The organism is Parasphingorhabdus sp. (assembly GCF_036964565.1).
In the GTDB taxonomy this organism is placed as follows: Bacteria; Pseudomonadota; Alphaproteobacteria; order Sphingomonadales; family Sphingomonadaceae; genus Parasphingorhabdus.
Window position 1 is genome coordinate 392,844 of sequence record NZ_JBALTN010000001.1, and the last position, 20,876, is coordinate 413,719.

At 53.0% G+C, this 20,876-nt stretch carries 19 protein-coding genes; 8 read left to right on the forward strand and 11 right to left on the reverse strand.

Features of this window, described 5'->3' with window-relative positions:
• Positions 1 to 144: 144 nt before the first annotated feature.
• The 5 genes from V7650_RS01905 to V7650_RS01925 all read left to right on the forward strand — a co-directional run bounded on the left by V7650_RS01905 (position 145) and on the right by V7650_RS01925 (position 4,575).
• A complete protein-coding gene (locus V7650_RS01905; RefSeq protein ID WP_335654543.1) occupies positions 145 to 1,116 on the forward strand; it encodes an alpha/beta hydrolase in 972 nt (323 codons plus the stop codon).
• Positions 1,086 to 1,721 (forward strand): FMN-binding negative transcriptional regulator, encoded by a 636-nt coding sequence (locus tag V7650_RS01910; protein WP_335654544.1) that lies wholly within the window; start codon positions 1,086 to 1,088, stop codon positions 1,719 to 1,721. Before V7650_RS01905 ends, V7650_RS01910 begins: the two co-directional genes overlap by 31 nt.
• Before the next feature lie 159 nt (positions 1,722 to 1,880).
• On the forward strand, positions 1,881 to 2,504 hold the full coding sequence (locus tag V7650_RS01915; RefSeq protein WP_335654545.1) for a hypothetical protein: 624 nt from the start codon (positions 1,881 to 1,883) through the stop codon (positions 2,502 to 2,504).
• A gap of 55 nt (positions 2,505 to 2,559) precedes the next feature.
• Complete coding sequence (gene csgH / locus V7650_RS01920; RefSeq protein ID WP_335654546.1) at positions 2,560 to 2,856, forward strand: curli-like amyloid fiber formation chaperone CsgH; 297 nt, start codon at positions 2,560 to 2,562, stop codon at positions 2,854 to 2,856.
• A 519-nt stretch (positions 2,857 to 3,375) separates the two neighbouring features.
• Positions 3,376 to 4,575, forward strand: coding sequence for a tyrosine-type recombinase/integrase (locus tag V7650_RS01925; RefSeq protein WP_089132013.1), 1,200 nt, complete (start codon positions 3,376 to 3,378; stop codon positions 4,573 to 4,575).
• A 1-nt stretch (position 4,576) separates the two neighbouring features.
• Here V7650_RS01925 and V7650_RS01930 read toward each other — a convergent pair whose 3' ends face one another.
• The 10 genes from V7650_RS01930 to V7650_RS01975 form a co-directional block, all read right to left on the reverse strand.
• On the reverse strand, positions 4,577 to 4,786 hold the full coding sequence (locus V7650_RS01930) for a DUF5818 domain-containing protein (RefSeq protein ID WP_145955434.1): 210 nt from the start codon (positions 4,784 to 4,786) through the stop codon (positions 4,577 to 4,579).
• A gap of 18 nt (positions 4,787 to 4,804) precedes the next feature.
• A complete protein-coding gene (locus V7650_RS01935; RefSeq protein WP_236554105.1) occupies positions 4,805 to 5,470 on the reverse strand; it encodes a lytic transglycosylase domain-containing protein in 666 nt (221 codons plus the stop codon).
• 326 nt (positions 5,471 to 5,796) lie between these two features.
• Positions 5,797 to 6,935 (reverse strand): IS3 family transposase gene (locus V7650_RS01940; protein WP_335654547.1). Its coding sequence is split into 2 segments (ribosomal slippage): positions 5,797 to 6,668 and positions 6,668 to 6,935, totalling 1,140 coding nucleotides; the frame shifts between segments, so codons are not numbered across the junction.
• Between the two features lie 267 nt (positions 6,936 to 7,202).
• Positions 7,203 to 9,608 (reverse strand): TonB-dependent receptor, encoded by a 2,406-nt coding sequence (locus tag V7650_RS01945; RefSeq protein WP_236554107.1) that lies wholly within the window; start codon positions 9,606 to 9,608, stop codon positions 7,203 to 7,205.
• 3 nt (positions 9,609 to 9,611) lie between these two features.
• Positions 9,612 to 10,745: a CaiB/BaiF CoA transferase family protein gene (locus V7650_RS01950; RefSeq protein WP_089132024.1), complete on the reverse strand. Its 1,134-nt coding sequence runs from the start codon at positions 10,743 to 10,745 to the stop codon at positions 9,612 to 9,614.
• Between the two features lie 8 nt (positions 10,746 to 10,753).
• Entirely contained in the window at positions 10,754 to 11,908 is a 1,155-nt protein-coding gene (locus V7650_RS01955) for an acyl-CoA dehydrogenase family protein (RefSeq protein ID WP_236554109.1), read from the reverse strand.
• A complete protein-coding gene (locus V7650_RS01960; protein ID WP_089132023.1) occupies positions 11,908 to 13,158 on the reverse strand; it encodes a thiolase family protein in 1,251 nt (416 codons plus the stop codon). Before V7650_RS01960 ends, V7650_RS01955 begins: the two co-directional genes overlap by 1 nt.
• Before the next feature lie 44 nt (positions 13,159 to 13,202).
• A complete protein-coding gene (locus V7650_RS01965; RefSeq protein WP_335654548.1) occupies positions 13,203 to 13,994 on the reverse strand; it encodes an enoyl-CoA hydratase/isomerase family protein in 792 nt (263 codons plus the stop codon).
• 158 nt (positions 13,995 to 14,152) lie between these two features.
• Positions 14,153 to 15,193, reverse strand: coding sequence for an AraC family transcriptional regulator (locus tag V7650_RS01970; protein WP_335654549.1), 1,041 nt, complete (start codon positions 15,191 to 15,193; stop codon positions 14,153 to 14,155).
• A 337-nt stretch (positions 15,194 to 15,530) separates the two neighbouring features.
• Positions 15,531 to 16,430 carry an IS630 family transposase gene (locus V7650_RS01975; RefSeq protein WP_335654550.1) on the reverse strand — a complete coding sequence of 300 codons (900 nt, stop codon included), beginning with the start codon at positions 16,428 to 16,430 and terminating at the stop codon, positions 15,531 to 15,533.
• Between the two features lie 424 nt (positions 16,431 to 16,854).
• On the opposite strand from V7650_RS01975, the gene V7650_RS01980 reads away from it, so the two are divergent.
• The 3 genes from V7650_RS01980 (at position 16,855) to V7650_RS01990 (ending at position 20,451) form a co-directional block, all read left to right on the forward strand.
• Positions 16,855 to 17,628, forward strand: a complete 774-nt coding sequence (locus V7650_RS01980; protein ID WP_089132019.1) for an SDR family NAD(P)-dependent oxidoreductase — start codon at positions 16,855 to 16,857, stop codon at positions 17,626 to 17,628.
• A 16-nt stretch (positions 17,629 to 17,644) separates the two neighbouring features.
• Entirely contained in the window at positions 17,645 to 19,264 is a 1,620-nt protein-coding gene (locus V7650_RS01985; RefSeq protein ID WP_201295699.1) for a class I adenylate-forming enzyme family protein, read from the forward strand.
• A gap of 87 nt (positions 19,265 to 19,351) precedes the next feature.
• Positions 19,352 to 20,451 (forward strand): IS3 family transposase gene (locus V7650_RS01990; protein WP_442955241.1). Its coding sequence is split into 2 segments (ribosomal slippage): positions 19,352 to 19,613 and positions 19,613 to 20,451, totalling 1,101 coding nucleotides; the frame shifts between segments, so codons are not numbered across the junction.
• 50 nt (positions 20,452 to 20,501) lie between these two features.
• Here the strand turns inward: V7650_RS01990 and V7650_RS01995 are convergent.
• The gene (locus tag V7650_RS01995; RefSeq protein ID WP_335654570.1) at positions 20,502 to 20,864 is read right to left on the reverse strand and encodes a DDE-type integrase/transposase/recombinase; all 363 of its coding nucleotides are present in this window, start codon (positions 20,862 to 20,864) and stop codon (positions 20,502 to 20,504) included.
• Between the last annotated feature and the right edge of the window lie 12 nt (positions 20,865 to 20,876).

The following is a 20,876-nucleotide window of genomic DNA, read 5'->3' on the forward strand; positions in this document are numbered from 1 at the left end:
ATGGCGCTCGCGCAAGCCCCAACATTATATTAGGCCCGTTACCGCTGATCATTGGCCCGCGATATGGGGAAGAACATGATCCGAAGAAGCTAGATGGCGCCAAACAGGCAACGAGCGTCGTCGAGCGGCACAGGAGATGATAAAATGACATTGGAAATGGCCCCGAAGACTGCTGCCGGTGCCGACCAGATGGTGGACCCGGAAATCGCCACCTTTGTTCGGGCGATCAACGAAAGCTATGCCAAGGTTGAGAATATCGCAGCCATGACCCTGCCGGAGCGGCGGGTGCTCGCAGAGGAAATTCGCAAGCCGTGGCGGACTGGCGGCCCGGAAATGCACGAGACCGTGGATATTGAAGTATCGGGTGTTCGCCTGCGCATATATCGTCCCACCGCGGAGACAGGTCTTCCCGCCATGCTCTACATCCACGGCGGCGGATGGACCTTGTTCAGCATCGAGACCCATGACCGGCTGATGCGGGAATATGCCGCGCGCGCCGGCGTGATCGTGGTCGGGATCGACTATAGCCTGGCGCCCGAGGCCAAATTCCCCACGGCGCTGGAGGAAGTCTACGCAGCCGTCCTCTGGATGCGGGAGAGCGGCGGGGCGCATGGCATCGACACCGACCGGATCGCGATTGGCGGCGATTCCGCCGGCGCCAATCTCTCGGTCGCCACCTGCCTGCTGATGCGGGAAAAGGAAAGCCGGCCGCTTTCCGGGATGCTGCTGAACTATGGCGCATATGGCTGCGAGCATGGCCCCAGCTATGTCCGGTTCGACGGGCCCGAATATACCCTCGGCGCAGAAGAGATGGACTGGTTCTGGGACAGCTATTTGCGCGGAGACGAGGACCGCCGCAATCCGCTGGCCGCCCCCATCGGCGCCGATCTTTCCGGCCTGCCGCCTGTCTTCATGGCGGTCGCGGAATATGATATATTGGCCGACGGAAATCATGACATGGCTGAAAAATTCGGCCAATATGGCGTGGCAACGCGCGTGGAAATCTACCCCCGCGCGACGCACAGCTTTCTCGAGGCGATGTCGGTATCCGCCGTCGCCAATCGGGCGATTGCCGATGGCGCCGCATGGCTGGCCGCCAATCTGGCGCAGGGCTGATCAGTTCCATGCCGTCCAGCTACAGGCCGGGATCGCCGCAGCAGATAACGCAATTGATCGACCAGTACCCGCTTGCCTGGCTGGTCTCGCAGGATTTCGGCGCGACGCCGCTGCCGTTGCTGGCCGAGGCCAACGGGAAGGGCGAAACGGTGTCGCTGCTGGGCCATATCGCGCGGCGCAATCCGCAATATGCTTATTTGCAGGATCATCCGGACGCGCTGGTCCTGTTTACCGGCCCGCAGGCCTATATGTCGCCCAACCTTCTGAAGGACCGCGACTGGGCGCCGACCTGGAATTACGCGGTGCTGCGGATGAAGGTTCGCGTGACCTTTGTCCCCGAGGAAACCGATCAAGCCGTTGCGGCGCTCGTGGCCCATCAGGAGTCATCCCGCAAAAACCCATGGTCCAGTGACGAGATGGGCGAGCGCTACGAAAAACTCGCCAAGCATATCATCGCCTTTCGCGCCGTAATCACCTCCTCTGATCCGACCTTCAAGCTGGGCCAGGATGAACGGCCATCGGTGTTGCAGGAGCTGTGCGACAATCACCCGGGTGCGGATCTGGTGCAGTGGATGCGCCTGCAGCAGCCCGCGGCAGAAGATTGATCTACTGGAGGTGCGACGCGTGATATGCGACGCATGCCTGCGATTGACCCACTTTGGATATGGTCACGGCAAACCGGAAAATGGTCAGCCATGCGGGGTTTAAGCTTGGAATTAAGCCATTTCCCCTACGCCCTCGGCTGCATTGCATAAGTCACTTTTGTGACCGTCCATGTCTATCTGGAAGAAACCGTCCATGTCTATCTGGAAGAATCAGCCTCCTCGCAGAATTCCGACGTCGGTACGACCCAGCTCTCCGCAACAAAATCCACCGCCGACAGCCCGGAGCAACTGGCCAGCGAGGGCACGCCGAAATCCGTCGAGCAACTTTCCACCAGCGACCGCGACACGCAATCCTCACCCGCTCTGTCCGCACGGGCGCAGAGTTACGATACCGCAACCGCTCGCGTGGAGGGCTTGGACCGATGCCGGGCGGAATTGCTCTCGTCGCGCGACAAGACATATTGCGATCAAGTGATCGAGAACCGGTCCGCCGAATTCGCGGGACCCAATCCGGCACTATTGACCCCGGAGCAAAAACTGCTGGGGGAACGGGAATTCGATCTTGGGCGAACGGGTCCGGATGCCGCCGCCCGGCGCTTGGCGGTGGGCAGGACTTCCGCTGCCGATACCGAAAGCCAGGCGATTGCATCCATCGTGCTGAACAGTCCCGTCGCCACGGAGCAGCAGCCAGCCGCTCCCGAAGAGCCGACCGACATGGCCGCCGAGACCCAGGCGCTGATCGAGGCGATTGTTAACAATATCGGCGGGCAGGGCGGACCATGACCTGATGAACATATTATATCTGCTATTCACCAGCGCCTTATTGGGAGCCACTGTCATGACAGACTTGCCGGTTGATCGAGCCCTTCGTCTGGAAGTCACCGACAACGAGGATGGGCTGATCCAGGTTCGGCTAAGCGCGCTTTCGCCGGAAAGCCAGAAAGTCAGTTATGAAATCGTCACGCAGGGCGCATCTCGCTCCAGTCACCGCGGCAACACCACCCTGGCGGCAAACGAGCCAGCAACCTTGTCGACCATCAGTTTTTCTTATGCGGACAACTGGTGCGTGAAATTGAACGCCGTCGAGGAATCGGGGAAAAGCTATGACCTTCAGGAAGGTCCCGGCTGCGGCTAGTTTATGCATCCCGCCAGTGAGACAGGGCGAAGTCTTCATTTCCCCTATCAGCTGGCGGGCTGGATCTATCACCCGAGCAAAGCCAGGCCGGCTGCGATCTCCAGGCTGGCCGCCGTGTCTCGCGCGCGGCCACTTCCTGAAGATTTCATTTTCTTCGATTTGTCATCGAATGGCGGGAATCAGCGCAACGTCGTCACCCAATTCTCGCGATAGTGTCCGCGCCGATAGCTTTCACCCGAATGACGGCCCAATACGTCGATCGGCAGCCATCGGAGCAGAACAATCGCGTCACGCACGGATCGGAATCATCAAATTCAATGATATGGTGAGCCCTGCTGGGTTCGAACCAGCGACCTACTGATTAAAAGTTTTTTTAAGCCGATATTTTGATATCCCACATATTCCCTAAACGTCTGAAATAATTAGATAATAGAAAAATAATGTTCTTGATATGTTCCAGCCAATCCCATAGTATCCTCTCGAAACGCTACCCGGGTAGCACGTTTTTAAGAGGCCAAAATGCCAAATCAAATAAAGCTTACTGATGCTAAATTAAAAGCGGTGAAAACACCATTGCGAGGACGAGTGGAGCTCGCAGATAGTGATTGTGTTGGGTTGAGATTTGTAAAAGGATCGACAGGTAAATGTCGTTGGATTGTTCGAAAACGGGTTGCTGGAAAGTTCAGAAAGATCACTCTGGGAGACTATCCCGGGATTGGTCTGGCTAAGGCTAGGCAGAAAGCGCTCCAGGCTTGTGCTGACATTGAGAGCGGCCGGAAGCTGGCGAAGCCTGATAAACGATCGAACAAAACGGTTTCCGCACTGTGGAGTACTTACGATCAGCAGCGCGTTGAGAACAAGCGATCTGCAAAAGAAATACGGCGCATATTCAAAAAGTACGTTTTACCGGAGCTTGGCGGTCGTCCGGTGGACGCCATAACGCGCACGGATGTTACTCGGTTAATTGATGGCATCGCTTATGGCGAGCGTTCTGCGCCGGTAATGGCCCGGCTTGTTGCTGCGCAAATGTCAGTGTTTTTCAATTGGGTTTTACCACGAGTAGAAACTCTAGCGTACAACCCAGTAACAGCAGCAAGCAGACCACCAGCACCGAAACCTCGTGATAGGGTTTTGTCGAATGAAGAATTGAAAAGCCTTTGGAAGGCTGTTGAAAATCAGCCGTTTCCTTGGCAGCATAGTTTGAAACTCATGCTGTTCACCGCTGCACGGCGAAGCGAAGTATTTGGAGCTGAACGTGCGGAGTTTGATTTAGAAGAAAAAGTCTGGAACTTACCTGCGTCGAGCGCAAAAAATAACAACGCTGTTATCATTCCACTTTCCGAAGAAGCTTGCCGTGTCGTTTCAGGTTGCCTGGTTACTGATGGTAGCAGCAAGCTGTTTCCTTCTGCGACAAATCCAAAAACTAGTGCATCAGGTATATCCAAATTGTTGCGACGGTTGAGGGCCGACGTTCAATCTGACTTGCAACGTCCCGTTCTGCATTGGACATTACATGACATCCGGCGGACTGTTGCTACAAACCTGCAGCGGCTGGGAGTAAGGTTGGAAGTGACTGAGGCAATTCTCAATCACGTTAGCGGTTCTCAGGCTGGTATCGTCAAAGTTTACCAACGATATAACTGGATGAATGAAAAACGCGAGGCGTTGCAACTTTGGTCTGATGATCTTGTTCGTATCTGTGACTGCAGCCGACAATAGGTTATTTTGTTTCACCAACCCAATCAACTGCAATGGAGTCAACTCCAGTTTTCACACCCTCAACCAATACCATGTGATTATCTTCGGGAACTTCATTGTCTTGAAAATCCAGTTTCCAAACGCTTTTATCATCACATTGCAGGACATATCGGCGGTCCCCTTTGATGAGTTTGCCAGTCAGCCGAAGGCGGTTTGAGTTTGAATGGTTCATGATCAAGTGTTCTCTGTCCTACAGTCCCGATTCTGTCCAGCGCGCTAGAACCTTCTTCACGTAGTCGCGGGTTTCCCGATATCGAGGAATACCTTTGGCTCGCTGCACCGCATTCGGTCCGGCATTATATGCCGCTAGCGCCAAGTGAATTCCGCCAAATTTGTCCAACATTTGCCTTAAATAGCGGGCACCGCCGTTAATGTTGGCCACAGGGTCATAGCGATTGCGTACCCCAAGGTCCGAAGCTGTTCCTGGCATAAGTTGGGCCAGACCAACAGCACCCGCTGGGCTTACAGCCATTGGATTATACCGTGATTCCTGCCAAATTAGAGCGTCGAGCAACCCAAAGGGGAGGGCGTGTTTCCTTTCCGCTGCCCGGATGGAGGATATATAGATAGTCCGCCTGGACGAAGCAGTTCGGCTGAGCCTTGAAAGCTTTCTCTTTTGTAGATTGGTTCTGGCATCATCATGAACTGCAGATGTTCTGGGGATGGTTTGCAATGGATTTGCTGGCTGCCAAATTCCATGCTGGAATAGCTGAAACGTTGAATTTTCATCGGCCTGCTGATCCCCAAGTTCCGTTGTAGGACCGCCATTGCTTTCCTGTAAACTCACATCTTGTGCCCATGCCACGCTCGAGCACAGCGTAATCGTAAGCAGCCCTATTGATAGCATCTTTGCCAAAATTCATCTCCATCTTGTATCGAATCGGATGAGAACATAAATAGAACATATAGCTGTAGGAAAGTGTTTTCTTACGTGTTGAAGAGGGGAGGCTGCCGGGAAGGGGAGAACTGGCGCAGATGCAAGGAACTCCTCACTGTCCCGTAACGTCCTAACTAATCCCACATCATCCATCGAGAATACAGAGGTGGCTCGGTTTGTTTGCACAGCGATTGGCAAAAGATAAGTGGATCGTCTGCCGTTTGTTTCCTCAATATTCCGATATGGGGTGTCATGCAGGGAGGGCGTAGCCCGACCGGAATGACACCCCATATCGGTTGCCAAATTCATGCTGCCATTTTCACAGGCAGGTTGTCAAAATATGTTTGATCGGGCGTCTTGGCGGCAAGGCTCGAATGCGGTCTTCTCCCATTGTAAAAGCCCAGATACCTGCCGATCGACGACCGGGCTTCGCTGACCCCGCCATAGGCGTGCAGGTAAACCTCCTCATACTTCACTGAACGCCAGAGCCGTTCTACAATGACGTTGTCGCGCCATGCACCCCTGCCGTCCATGCTGATGGCGATTTTTTCGCGCAGCAGCACGCTGGTGAAAGCCATGCTGGTGAACTGACTGCCCTGGTCGGTGTTGAATATCTCAGGGTTGCCATAGCGGGCCAGTGCTTCTTCCAGGGCCTCGACGCAAAAATCAGCCTCCATCGTGATCGATAGTCGCCATGAGAGAACCTTGCGACTGAACCAGTCGACGATGGCAACGAGATAGACAAAACCCTTGGCCATCGGGATGTAGGTGATGTCTGTAGCCCACACCTGACCCGGCCGCACGATCGGCAGTCCTCGCAGCAAATAGGGGTAGATCTTATGCCCTGGAGCCGGCTTCGAAGTGTTCGGGCGGCGGTAGATGGCTTCGATCGCCATCTTCTTCATCAAGCTGGCGACATGCAGGCGGCCGATCTTGATGCCCTCCTGGCGCAGAAGATCGCGCAGCATTCGGCTGCCTGCAAACGGGAACTCCAGGTGCAGCTCATCGATCCGCCGCATGATCGCCAGATCGGCAGGCGATACCGGCCGAGGCAGGTAATACACGCTGCCACGGCTGATCCTCAATTCCCGGGCCTGCCGCACGAGCGGCAATGCGTGCTTGCGATCGATCATCGTTTTGCGCCCGGCAACAGTCCGGCTTTCCCGAGCGCTCCGGCCAAAAAATCATTCACCAGCGTCAACTCGCCAATCTTGGCGTGCAGCGTCTTTACGTCGATCGCCGGCTCTGCCGCTGCGCTACCGCCGTCCGATCCGAAAACACCCGCAGCCCCTTCCAGCAACTGAGTGCGCCAGGCCGTGATCTGGTTTGCGTGAACGTCAAACTGCTGCGCTAACTCAGCCAGCGTCTTCTCACCCTTCACCGCAGCCAATGCCACCTTTGCTTTAAATGCCGGACTGTGGTTCCGGCGTGGTCGTCTGCTCATATACGCTCCTGTCATGCGGCCGCCTTGGCCGCCATTAGACAGAAAAGCCACTTATCCCGCTGTGCAGTTTTCCCGAGCCACGTCTCCCCTCTTCAACACCCGTCAGGTGACAAGTGCGTAAAGAGAAACCTCCAGTTTTGTCTGGAAAACGAATCCCATATTCGTTTTCAATCCGGATCGGTTGCGGCAAACATTGCGATGCCGTTTCGGCAAAGGAGAAATGTAATATTTACTTAGCAGCCCGACCCGGAAATCAATGCTATCGCATCAAAAGCTATTCAACCTCAACTCGATGCCAAATGTCCTTCCGCGAGAAAGCGGCGCAAGTGTGCCGCCGAGCGGTACCGGCCCCAAGATGTCCGGAAGCAGCGTATCGCCGCCATGCTGCACATCGTTGGTCAGGTTCTTACCATAGAGTGTGAAAGTCATATCCCCATCCATGAGCGCGAACGAAACGCTGGCATCAATCCGGTCAGATGGGTTTAAAAAACCGAGATTATTGTCGGTAAGCGCCGCACCATCACGATGTGAATAGGCGACCCGGCCAGTTAGGGTACCAAAGTCCATTTCTTGTTCGGCGATCAGCCCGATATTACCGGTCCAGTTAGCGAGGCGCGGAATCTGCAGAGAAGCATCATCTGTATCAATTACTCCGTCGCCATTGAGGTCAAACACCACGTTTTTATAGTCACCGTCGACATATCCGAGAGAACCTTCAAGCAATAAGCCAGGAAGAATTTCAATCTGGCCGTCGATCTCAACGCCCCAGATGGTAGCATCGGCAGTGTTCCGAATAACCTGAACGATACCCGCAATCGGATCAGTCAAGAGAATTTCACGCTGCAGGCTTTCCATTTGGTTATAGAAGACCGCAAAGTTCAGACGCGAGCGCGGCATGGGCTCAGACTTAAAGCCCAACTCAAAGGAATCGATCTGTTCATCCTGAAACGGACCAGGTCCAAAATTAACCTTATCAGCGGCTGTATTACGCAAGTTGAAACCACCGGCCCGATAGGCCCGCGCCCAATGCGCGTACATTCGTGCATCCGGACTGAATTCATAGCCAATACCGATCTTGGGTGACCAGTTCGACGTTTGGAATATATCCACGAAATCGAATGCGCAAGTTCCCGCGATGACATTACAAGGGGTATTCACATTATTAACGAGTGATGCGACTTGGGCATCTTTTGTTTCGTCAGCATAGCGGATACCGGCGTTGATCGAAAAACTATCGGTCAGGTCTATGTCAACCGCGGCGAAGACGCCGAATGTCTCCTGATCTACTATACCACCGCCATGCTGTGTCAGTGCCGGTACGCCTGTTGGCGTCAGCGCACCAAGCAGATCGCGTCCTTCTGTATATACCAGTTTCTGTGAGAAATAATAGATACCTGTCGTCAAATCGACCATGTCGCCAAAGCGTCCATTAAATCGCAGTTCGTTCGATATCTGGTTCTGCTTTGTTGCAAAGTCCCCATGAAACAGTGACAGTGGAGTGCCGTCAATGTCGCTGCGAGCCGTCTGTTCATATTCGCGCCAACCGAAAACATTGACAATAGAACCGCCATCACCAATATTGACATCAACGTTGATCGTAGCAATCACTTGGTTCCAACTTGTATCGAAAAAGCCGAGCTCATCAATGGAGAAATCAAAGCTCTCACGGCTGAACCTTCCGGAAGTGCCCGGAGGATTTAAAGGTGCCGCCTCTACCCCACGTCCGTTTATATGGTTTTGGTTGGCAGGTCCCTGACCATCGGCTTCACCGTGCTCAAATTTCAAGGTGAAATTACCAATATCGTTAGGTGTTACTTTGATTGCGGCGCGTACGATAACTGTTTCAGACTCACCAAAAGTCTCTGTTTCGCCTGAGGCCAACGTATTTTTGAACCAACCATCATCCTTATTGTAATAGAGTGCCAATTTGGCGGACAGCTTGTCTTCAACAATCGGGCCGGTGACCGTGCCCATGGCATAATAATTTCCGCCTGTCCCGCGGAGACCAGATTCGGCGATTAGTTTTGCTGTTGTCTGAAATTCATTCTTAGGGTCAGCGGTATTTAGCAATACTGCGCCACCAGTCACGTTCCTCCCAAACAAAATGCCCTGTGGACCGCGCAGTACTTCCACGCTTTCCAGATCAAATGTGTCAAATACAACGCCTCCATTTATCCCCAGATAGACGCCGTCGACAAATACACCGACAGCTGGATCGATCGAAGGAATCGATGAATTCACTCCGAGGCCGCGTATAGCAAAATTCGCAACGCCTTTCGTAGTGCCGACCTCATCAAGTGCAACATTCGGCATTTTGAAACTAAGACTAGAAATGTCGCGTACTTGCAGAGCATCCAATGTTTCTGAGCCATAGGCTGTAATTGCCAACGCGGCATCCTGCACATTCTCACCGCCAGCCTTTTTAGTGCCGGTGACAACAATCACATCGTCCAGAAAAGTAAAACCGCCGGATGACTGATCTTGATCAGAGGTTAACTGATCTGTTTCCTGAGCTTGTGCCATTCCTGCCGTCGACAGAGCCAGCGCAGCTATTACAATAACGGACGCACTGCGCAAATAAACAAATCGCATGATTTTTCCCCCTAATACACTTTTATAATCTTCTAAGATGCAGAACTTAAACAAACTGATCAGCGGTGCAACTGATGCCACTATTCAATGAGCGCCAATCCACCGTCTTTGCTCACTAACCATTTCGTCAATCAATTCCTGCCGATGTTCATTATGTAAAGGTGCCTCACCAAGAAAATCGTTGGACACAGACGCAAAACGTGGTGCAGCAATGGCTTGTCTAAAGCCGAGACTGTCATCAAATATGCCGCGTTCCTTATTATGAGGGTGATCCGCAGCGTCGGTAGGGCTTGTCACCAAACCAAAACAGGCATCGCTTCCTTCCAAAAGTTCGCACCAATGCGCGCTCGGTTGAGAAGCAAACAAATCGCTTAGCCGTTTGGCTTGATTGGCCCATGCGTTCTTATCGAACTGGTGTTCATACACGGGATCGTCTGTAAGGTTCAACAGATCCAGTAGCACCGAATAGAATTTTGGTTCGAGACTTCCTAACGTTATATATCGACCATCAGCACATCGGTAACTGTTATACCAGGGCGCTCCGTCCAGAGCGCTTTGGCCTCGTTCCGGTTGCATCAAACCCTTCGGCAAAAGGTCGAACACCAAATTCATCATATGAGCCGACCCGTCCACAATCGCCGCATCAATGACATCGCCCTTGCCAGTTGTGCGCGCCCGGATAATCCCTGCCAGAAGACCAATGGTCAGGTAATTGGCACCGCCGCCGACATCCCCGACAAGGCCGGGCGGCGGCAGGGGCTTTCCGCCCGCAGGGCTAGCATACCACATGGCGGAACTGACAGCCACATAGTTGAGATCGTGACCGGCCGCCTGTGCCAATGGTCCATCCTGTCCCCATCCGGTAATTCGGCCATAGACCAGCCGAGGATTGCGTTTCATACAGGCATCGGGACCAAGGTTCAGACGCTCCATTACACCAGGACGCATCCCCTCAATCAGAGCGTCCGCTCCCTCGATCAGATTCATCAACAGCTCTTGGTCATCCGAATTCTTGAGATCAAGCGCAATGGAACGTTTCCCGCGTTTCAATATACCAATCGGCATTGTCGAGCCGGGATCACTACCTTTTTCCTTGCGCTCGATCAGTACGACATCGGCGCCAAGATCGGCCAGATGCATACCACTAAAGGGCCCCGGTCCGATCCCCTCCATTTCAATTATCCTGATGCCGCTGAGCGGCCCCTGTCCCATTGTCATTGTCCCATTCACCGGAATGCGGAAATGCCGGTCAAACCCCGAGCGATCAAGAGCTTCTGAATTTCCGTAGTGCCGTCAGGAATGGGTGTAATCATGGCTTCGCGGGCCAATCTCTCGACGATGAATTCCTTCGTTAGGCCATTGCCGCCATGTATCTGAACCGCCTGGCGCGTAGCCTCCACTGCTATTTCCGTGCCGTACCATTTCGCCATAGCGCATTCGACATCACAGCGCTGACCTGCGTCAATCATAGATGCCGCCCGAAGCGCAAGCAATCGCGCAGCATCAATCTGGGTTGCCATGGTCGCAATCTTGTCGGCGATCAGTTGATGTCCGGCAATTTGTTTGCCATGCTGGACGCGATCCTGTGCATATTTAATGGATTCTTCCAGTGCCCGTCTGGCAATGCCATAGCCCCAAGCCGCGACATGGATGCGCGCCCGTTCAAACAGGGTCAGTGTATTTTTCAACCCGCTACCAATTTCGCCGATTGTATTGCTGACCGGCACCCGCACATCATTCAGAAATATCTGTGAAGTTGACTGGCTGTTCAGTGCTATTTTGGGAATGCCGCGCACCTCATAGGGATGCTCTTCCCGATCAAGCAAAATGTGCGTCAGCTGATTTTCATCCGAGCGGCATGTACAGATGAAAAAGTCAGAATATTCTCCATTTGTGATCCAGGTTTTCTCTCCGTTTATAATCCAGTCATTGCCATCACGCACGGCGCGGGTCTTGACGCCCGACACATCCGATCCGATATCTGGTTCCGATATGCCAACCGCACCTATTATCTCACCGCGCAGCATCGGGCCGGCATATCGTGATTTAATATGATCCGGCGCGAGCCTCAGGAGCATCGACGTGGCAGCGGCATTAACCAGCGCGACGATCGCCAAATCGCCGGAGGAATATGCCAGCTCTTCAATCAGCTGTACATGCAGGCGCCAGGACAGGCCCAGCCCGCCATCCGATTCCGGCTGGGGCGCGTTGACAATGCCAAATTCCCCTAGCTGCATCATCCATTCACGGATATTTTCCTTGGGATAGAAAACATCGCCTAGCTCCTTCAACTCCGGCTCAAGCCGCTCATCCAGAAAACGCCGCAGACCGTCTATCGCAAGACGTTCATCTTCATTGAACATGAAACCAATGTTGCTCATTATGCTTCCACCTTTCCCAAAATATTGATTACAGCTGCGCCTTCTTCGATACCGACCAGGCCGCCGCTATTTTCGTGAATGGCGTGCCGCGCATTTTCGACTTGCCGTTTGCCCGCCTCTCCGCGCAATTGCGTAACCAGTTCGTGAAGTTGTCCAAGGCCCGTCGCGCCGATCGGATGTCCTTTTGATTCCAATCCACCCGACGGGTTGATGGGTATCCTGCCGCCTACCGTAAAATCGCCGCGTTCCGCCGCCGGACCCGCCTCACCCAGAGGAGCAAGCATCAGGTTCTCCGCATGCATCAACTCTCCGATAGCAGTCGCATCATGGACTTCGGCGACATCCATATCATCGGGGGAACGGCCAGCCATCTGATAGGCTTTTTGCGCCGCCAGCCGGGCCATGTGGTTTTCCGGTTCGTCAGCGGTCCTTTCGGCATTGCCGCTCATCGATACGCTAGCTAGGATTTCCACAGCGCGGGACTTGTCCATGCCCAGCTTCTTCAGCCCCTCTTCATTGCAAATAACCGCGGCAGCAGCACCATCGGAAATGGGTGCGCACATTGGCAAGGTCAGCGGATAGGTAATGGGCGGCGCAGCCAGCACCTCCTCAATCGAATAGGCCTGACGATATTGCGAATATTCATTGTGCACCGAATGTTCATGGTTTTTGGCAGCGATGGCCGCGATCTGCCGCTGCGTCGTTCCATTACGCTTCATGTGGTTGAGCCCAAAGGCCGCATAGACCTTCATGAAAATACTATAGGGCCGTTCCGATTCGGACCCTTCGGGGCATTCCATGCCTTTGCCAAGACTAACAAGGCGCTCAATATTTTCATCGACCGTGGCCACGTCCCAAGCGCCATCAAACACCGCAAACATTTTTTTCTTGTCAGGAACATTCATTTTCTCAACACCGGCGGCCAAAATAATGTCGTGCATGCCGGAGCCAACCCCCTGCACGGCCAGATGGAAGGAAGACGAGCTCGACGCGCAAGCATTCTCTATGTTGAAGACAGGTATTCCCGACAGGCCAATCTGGCCCAGCGCCACCTGCCCGGGAATGAATGTTTGCCCTTGCAGGAAACCTTGTGTCGAGCTTGAATGATAAACCGCTTCAACGTCAGACTTATGGCCGCCCGCATCACCGAGAGCAGTGCTAATGGCCGTGTCAAGCAACTGCCTTATGCTTTGGTCAGGGTGTCGGCCGAATTTTGTCATGCCCACACCGACTATATATGCCTTTTCCATTGTCGAAAGTTCCCTCTAATCTTTTTTCCGGAAAACCGGCGCGATCATTTTCCCGTATATTCTGGTGCCCGTTTCTCGCTAAAGGCAGACAGGCCCTCTAGAAAATCGGCGGATTTGGAATGCTCTGCTAATAGCCGGGTTTCCAGCGTCAGCGCATCGCGCGGATTGAGCTGACGACCATCCGCCACCATCTGTTTCATGCGATGCAGAACCAAGGGACTTTTCTGCGCCAGATTATCGGCGAGCTTCATTGCTTCGTCCATCAGGCTCTCATCGTCATGGACGGCGCTGACGAAGCCAAGGTTTTCAAATTCCTCCGCTGGCCAGTTTTCACCTGAAAAAAGCAGCAGATTAGCCTTCTTCTCACCAATAAGCCGCGGCATGATCGTGCCCCCACCACCACCCGGCAGCACACCGAAATTGGAATGGCTGTCGCCCAATCGTGCGCTACGGGCGGCAAGGACGATATCGCAGGCAATAGCCATTTCCAGACCTCCGGCAAGCGTGAATCCATTCAGCGCCGCAATTGTTGGTTTGGGCAGTTCCCGCAATTGGTGGAATATCTCCTGGATAGTACCAAGAAAGGATAAAAATCCCTTCGCATTGCCTGCCTGGGCTTCGGCAAGAACGCCTTTCAGATCCGCCCCGCAACAAAAGGCACGCCCCGCTCCCGTTATGATTAGCACACGCAAACCGTCATCTTCTGCAACGACGGAAACCGCACTGGAAAGTTCGTCCACCATTGCCCCCGAAAGCGCATTCATCGCCTTAGGCCGGTTCAATGTTATGCAGGCAATGGCATCGCGAGTTTCAAATTTTATTGTTTCATAAGCCATCGGTCATCATATCCCGTCCATGATAAGGCAAAAGACGCATTCAACTGCGCTGCCGAATACTGACAATTATAGCGAAAGCCTGCGTTTGACATGCGATTGACTCGCCATTGCACGCCAAAATAGCGTCAACAAAACCATCGGACGATTGAAACTTGCTGTTATTCGGATTTCAGCTTTGATTTTTCGAGATACTCGTGCGGTGACCGACCGGTCAATCTTCGAAATGCACGCGAAAAGTTGCTGGAGTCGTTATATCCTAAAAGATAGGACATTTCCTTGATCGAATGACGTCCGGAACGCAAATACCGGATAGCGAGATATTTACGCATACCGTCAAGCACCGCGTTAAAAGTTGAACCTTCATTCTGTAACTGCCGTTGGAGGCTTCGATTGCTCATACCAAGTGCGCTTGCAATTGTGCGGATCGACACGTCACCATCGGGCAGCATATTTACAATGGCTGACTGAATCCGAGGAATGATTTGCTCATCATCAAATCGGGCGATATATTCCGTTGCAATCTGATCATGAGCACGGACAAACTCTGGATTGAACCCTCGCAATCGTTGGTTAGAATCGGATTCGGAGACGTGCAGTTCGAGCCGTTCGCACCCATATTCGATGGGACAGCAAAAATAATCATCAAACTCGGCAGATGCGAATTTAGGTTTAGGTCGGGGCATACGCACCAAAATCGGCGAAAAGTTTGACCGATAAACCATCCTTGCAAATCGCAGAACAGTTGCCAAAAATGCATCCTCCCTCGTCGGAGGCAGTTTTTCTCGTACTGTTAACGAAAAAACTAACCGCTTATCACGGATCTGTGTGCTGGCATTACCCGCCTGCGAAATTAATTGGAAAAACCGTTCGTATCTTACGAAGAAAGAATTCAGAGTGCGACTGGCAAACAGTGAATATCCTAATGCGTGCATGGAGCCCGGTGTAAGGCGTGCGCCGAGCTTCAAGCCAATCGCTTCATCGCCTGTAATTCTCTGAATAATCTCGTAAAACTTGCTCACCTGCCACGAAGGAACACGCGCATTGGGATCATTCAAAAGCTCAGGATTGATTCCTACTTCTTGCAGAATTTCATTGGTGTCAAACTCCGAATAGAACTCGTCAACAATCGCAACCAAGTGGATCAGCCACGTAGCAATGACTGTCACTTTAGCTGTCGGGAATTCCGCTTCGCCCTCCAATTTTTCTCTCCTATTTCAAGCACTAGATTTTTTATTGAGATTGATACGAGTTTTTCAAACGACATAATAAGCAAGCATATGTCCTCGGGCGGATACTCGTACCCTAAAAACAATGCGCTGACACTATACTATACCCCGTCTACATACTATATCCCGTCTACATATTATACCCCGTCTACCTCAGGATCCGAAAATCTGCGGGATTGATGACGCGAAAGTTGTCGGTGACCTGATCGCGGAAGGCGTGCCATTGTTTCGGCACGTTTTGAGTTAGGAACCCCAGGATCGCTGCCCTAAATTCGCGCGCCGTTGCGTAGCCTTGGTTATGGGTGATGTTTTAGTGCATCACTCCCCAGAGTCGCTCGATCGGATTGAGGTGGGGGCTGTAGGTCGGCACGAAGTGGAGCCTGATCCGCTGGCCTTTTCGGACCAGCCATTCCTGCGCCAGCCGGGCATGATGGTAGCGGGCGTTGTCGAGGAAGACGTGGATCAACCGCCGCGACGGATGGGTGGCAAGGATCGCCATGAGCAGCAGGATCGTGCTTTGCGCATCGACGGTGAGGACATCGAGCATCTGGGTCTTGCCGGTCTCGAGGTCGATGGCGCCATGAATATTCACCCGGTCACGACCGCTGCTGGGCGTGATCGCTACCGCCTCGCCCGTGGGTGCCCAGCAGCCCACCGCACGGACCTGATGGGTCGGATGAACGGCGTCGACGAACGCTACTGCCTCGTCGTTCTCAAGGCCGCACATCAGCCGGTCATAGTCTGCGATGAACGTCGCTTGCTTGGCCGCGTCCAGCTTGCCCGACACCATCGCAGGCTTGCGGTACGAAAGCTTCAGCCGATGCAGCAGCGCGATCAGCCCCGCGTGGCTGTACTCAATGCCAAAACTGTCGACGATCCACGCGCCGATCGTGCGCGCGTTGCGTGGCAGGCTGGCGCTGACCCACGTAAACAGCGCATCTTCCTGTTCCGCAGAAAGCCGGCTGTGACTGCCCCCAACATCGAAGACCACAAGGCCGGTCAGGCCATGCTCGTCATAAAGTCTGTGCCAGGAGCGAGCCGTGTCATCGTCGATCAACAAAGCCTCCGCCACCTCCTGGCAGCTCCATCCCTTGTCCAGCAGAATGATCGCATTGGCACGGCGCGCCGCGCGCGCTTCACTCAGCCCATCCCGCGCCAGAGCTCGTAGCTCAAGCCGTTCTGCTTTGCTCAGAAAACCACTGCGGATCATGCCCCAATACAGAATCGCTTCCCGACTATAACGCAACCGCTATTTTTTCGGATACTCAAGGAGTCGGGGTATATCGTTCTGAAATTGTGAGCATAGCGTTGCGTGCCCGAAGACGACAGATTGGCACAGTCTGACCAATGTTACACCAAGATTTTTTGTGCCAAAGCTCCTAAATTAATCGAGTTTGGAGGCGGGCAAACTGGAGTGCGCCTAACAATTTCAGCGAAAGCTCTAATGATAATGTCAATCGGTAAAAATTTTAAATTGCTGGGTAGGGAAGGCAAATTAATATCCAGCTCTACGGCGAGATCGTGTCAATCGGCATTGGTCATAAAGTCGGCATTCGACTTCCCGGGTGCTATATCTAAAACAAGTGGAAATATAAAAATGGACCGTTTCGATAATTTAGCGAGGGTGATGACTAATGCAACTTAAACGGAAGATAGTAGTCATTACGGGTGGGGCATCCGGTCTCGGCGCCGCTACTGCACGATACTTTGTTGAACATGGTGCCAAAGTTTCACTTTTCGATCTGAACGAGGAAGCAGGCCAGAGTCTGTGTGCAGAACTGGGGGCGGAAAACGCCATATTTCATAATGTTGACGTAACTAATGATACCCAGGCGAAGGAGGCGATCGAAAAGACCGCTGCAAAATTTGGCACTATTCACATCAACATTAACGCGGCCGGGATACCAGCACCAACAAAAATTCTCGACCGCGAAGGCAATGCCTGCGACCTTTCAAAATTTGCCAAAGTGGTAAATGTCAACCTTATCGGCTTGTTCAACGTCATGAGCAAATGCGTTGCTGTGATGGTCAAAAATCCTACAGAAAATGACGGGGAGCGTGGAGTCGTTATCAATGTCTCTTCCGGTGCGGCCTATGAAGGCCAGATCGGGCAAGCTGGCTATTCGGCATCCAAGGCCGGTGTCATTGGCCTCAATTTACCCGCCGCGCGGGAACTGGGTGCCCACGGTATCCGAGTCAATGCTATCGCCCCGGGTTTGTTCGGGACGCCCATGATTATGGGATTGGGAGGAAAGATTGTTTCTTCACTCATCGAAATGGTGGAGGCGCCCAAGCGGCTTGGCGATATGCGTGAATTCGCCCATAGTTGCCAGTATATCGTCGAAAATGCCTATTTAAACGGTGAGACCATCCGGCTTGATGCTGCAACGCGCCTGAGGGCCAGATAACATCGGAAACTTTGAAATGAAATCGAAACTCACTCCATCAAACACACAAACGCTTTCTACTGGGTCTTTCAACTACAGCCGGATCATGCAAGGACTGGTCGACACATTCGGTGATCGCGAAGCGATCGTGAATATCGAACGCGGGCGCCGATTAACCTTTCGCGAATATCACGAGTTGACCAACCGATTTGCTCACGTCTTACATGGTCCGTTGGGATTGGGCACTGGCGACCGATACGTCTGTTTGCTCGACAATGACAATCTGTCACTTTTCCATTGGGGGTCGGCAGCCAAAGCTTTGGCCACCTGCTGCCATGGTAATTTCCGTGACAGCTTAGAAACCCACATGAGACAGGTCGAGATAACTGGTCCTAAAGTTGCTTTCATCGAAAATTCCTTAGTTGAAACCCACGCTGAGCTACTTACGCAACGCGGCATTCAAGTGGTGGTGGTTGATCGACTGGAAGAAAAAAGGGATGGTATATTGGAACTGCCGAGCTTGTTGGCAGAGGCTCCAACACATAATACAGACGTAGAAATTGATGATAGAACGCATATTGTTTTGATGCGCTTTACCGGCGGCACGACAGGCGATAGCAAATGCGCAAAATATACTGCAGACAATATTATGGCCTGTTCAGAGAGCTTTCTAACATTGCCAGGTCATGATTTTGATCCAGACAGCCGGATGCTCCATATCGCACCGTTGAGTCATGCCAGCGGTATGATGTTGCAGCCAACCTTGTTTCGCGGCGGTTGTACGGTGACTATGAACCAGCCCGATCTGGAGCGCTGGTGTGAGCACATTGAAAAAGAACGGATCACTCATGCGTTTGTTGTGCCAACAATCGCTTATCGCTTGCTGGAGATGCCGGAGGCTGAGAGATATGATCTCTCGACGCTTAAAACAATTTTCTATGGAGCCGCGCCAATGAGTCCGGCCAAGGCCAAGAAATTAGTTGCCAAATTTGGTCCGCTTTTCATGCAAGTATATGGTTCCACCGAACATCTCGTGGCGACCCTGTTTTTGGGCAAGGCAGAACATGTCGGAGATACGCAGACGGAAAAGAGGCTGGCATCGGCCGGACGGCGGAACGCGGGGGTTGAGGTGACCATTTGCGATGATGACGGCAACCCCGTGCTGCAGGGTGAAGTTGGCGAATTATATCTCCGGTCCCGGGGTACATGCCAGGGTTATGAAGGCAATCCAGAAAAAACAGCGGAAGAATTTTTCCAAGGTTACTGGAAGTCTGGCGATCTAGGCTATTCCGATGAAGCTGGATATTGCTATCTGGTTGACCGAAAAAAAGACCTGATAATCACAGGTGGATTCAACGTCTATGCGAACGAGGTGGAAGCCGCAATTAATTCTCATCCCTGTGTAACAATGTCAGCCGTGGTCGGCATCCCTGACGAAGAATGGGGGGAGGCTGTCCACGCAGAAGTCATCCGAAATGGAGTGACGGAAGTGCACGAGCAAGAACTGATCGACCATGCAAAAAGTCTGATCGGTTCGGTTAAGGCTCCCAAAACGGTCACTTTTGTGGATGAATTGCCAACCACTACGGTTGGTAAGGTTCTCCGCAAAAATGTGAGGGCTAAATATTGGGAAAAGCATACTCGGCAGATAGCCTAATGTTTCGGTTGACGTCCTCCCTGTTTTTTCCTCCAGTTTGAATGAGAGTTTTCCGGTATTGTAACCCTGATTATGAAGGAGCGTGCCGTGAAGAAGAGTCGATATACTGAGGAACAAATTACCTACGCGATGAAGCAGGCGGAGACAGGAACGCCGGTGGCGGAGGTAACCCGCCGGATGGGGATTTCGGAACAGACGTTTTACCGCTGGAAGAAGCTTTATGGCGGGCTGGGTGTTGGTGAGTTGCGGCGGCTCAAGCAGTTGGAGGACGAGAACCGTCAGCTCAAACAATTGGTTGCTGATCTCAGCCTGGACAAGCATATTTTGCAGGATGTTCTGTCAAAAAAAGTCTGAGGCCTGATCGGCAGCGCGAGATCACCCGGTACGTCCAGGCGAGTTATGCGGTCAGTGAGCGCCCGAGTTGCGCCGTACTGTCCTTCGACCGGCGGAGCATAAGATACCGGTCAGTCAGAGCTGATCAGACGCCTCTACTCATGCGCATCCGGGACATCGCGCAGACCCGGATGCGATACGGCTATTTCAGGATTTATATCTTATTGCGACGGGAGGGCTGGGTCGTGAACCGTAAGCGGGTTTACCGGCTATACCGTGAGGATGGCTTGAGTCTGCGGCTCAAGAGGCCCCGCAGGCACATCAGCGCAGTCCAGCGGGAGCGCCAGCCTGCGGCAACGGCTGCCAATGATATTTGGGCGATGGACTTCGTGTCCGACGCGCTATTCGACGGTCGTCGACTTCGGGCGTTGACCGTCGTCGATGCTTTTACCCGAGAAGCGCTCGCAATTGATGTTGCCCAAGGTATCAAGGGAGAGCAAGTTGTAGAGGCGATGACACGGATCGCGACGATCCGAGGAACCCCTCGCGCCATTAGAGTGGACAATGGCCCTGAGTTCATCTCGAAAGTGCTGGATCGCTGGGCCTATGAGAATAAAGTGGAACTGGACTTCTCGCGCCCTGGCAAGCCCACCGACAATGCCTTTGTGGAATCGTTCAATGGGCGTCTGCGGGACGAGTGTCTGAATACACATTGGTTCTTGTCATTGGACGATGCAAGGAGCAAGATCGAAGCGTGGCGACGGGACTATAATGAGTGTCGTCCTCACACCTCGCTTGGCTGGATGACACCAGCTGAATTTGCTTCATCTGCCGGGGTTAACCCCGACCGATGAAGGCGGGAGGCTAACATTGAACCTGGACACAAAACCGGGGGACCGTCACTCTAAACGCGACGCTCTAGTTCGAGATTTTTCTGCCAGATTTGTGAATGAATTTGACGCGTGGGGATGAAGGTTGTTCTTATTTCGGCACTCTCGCGAAACGACCTTGTCAGCTTGGCGATTATCCTACCGAACCACAGTCCCATAAAGGCTTGGCTGGTGAACTGGCTGCCCTGATCGGTGTTGAAAATCTCCGGTTTGCCATAGCGGCCCAGTGCTTCTTCCAAAGCCTCAATGCAAAAATCAGCCTGCATCGTGATCGACACCCGCCAGGCGAGAACCTTGCGGCTGAACCAGTCCACGATGGCAACGAGATAGACAAAACCCTTGGCCATCGGGATGTAGGTGATGTCTGTAGCCCACACCTGACCCGGCCG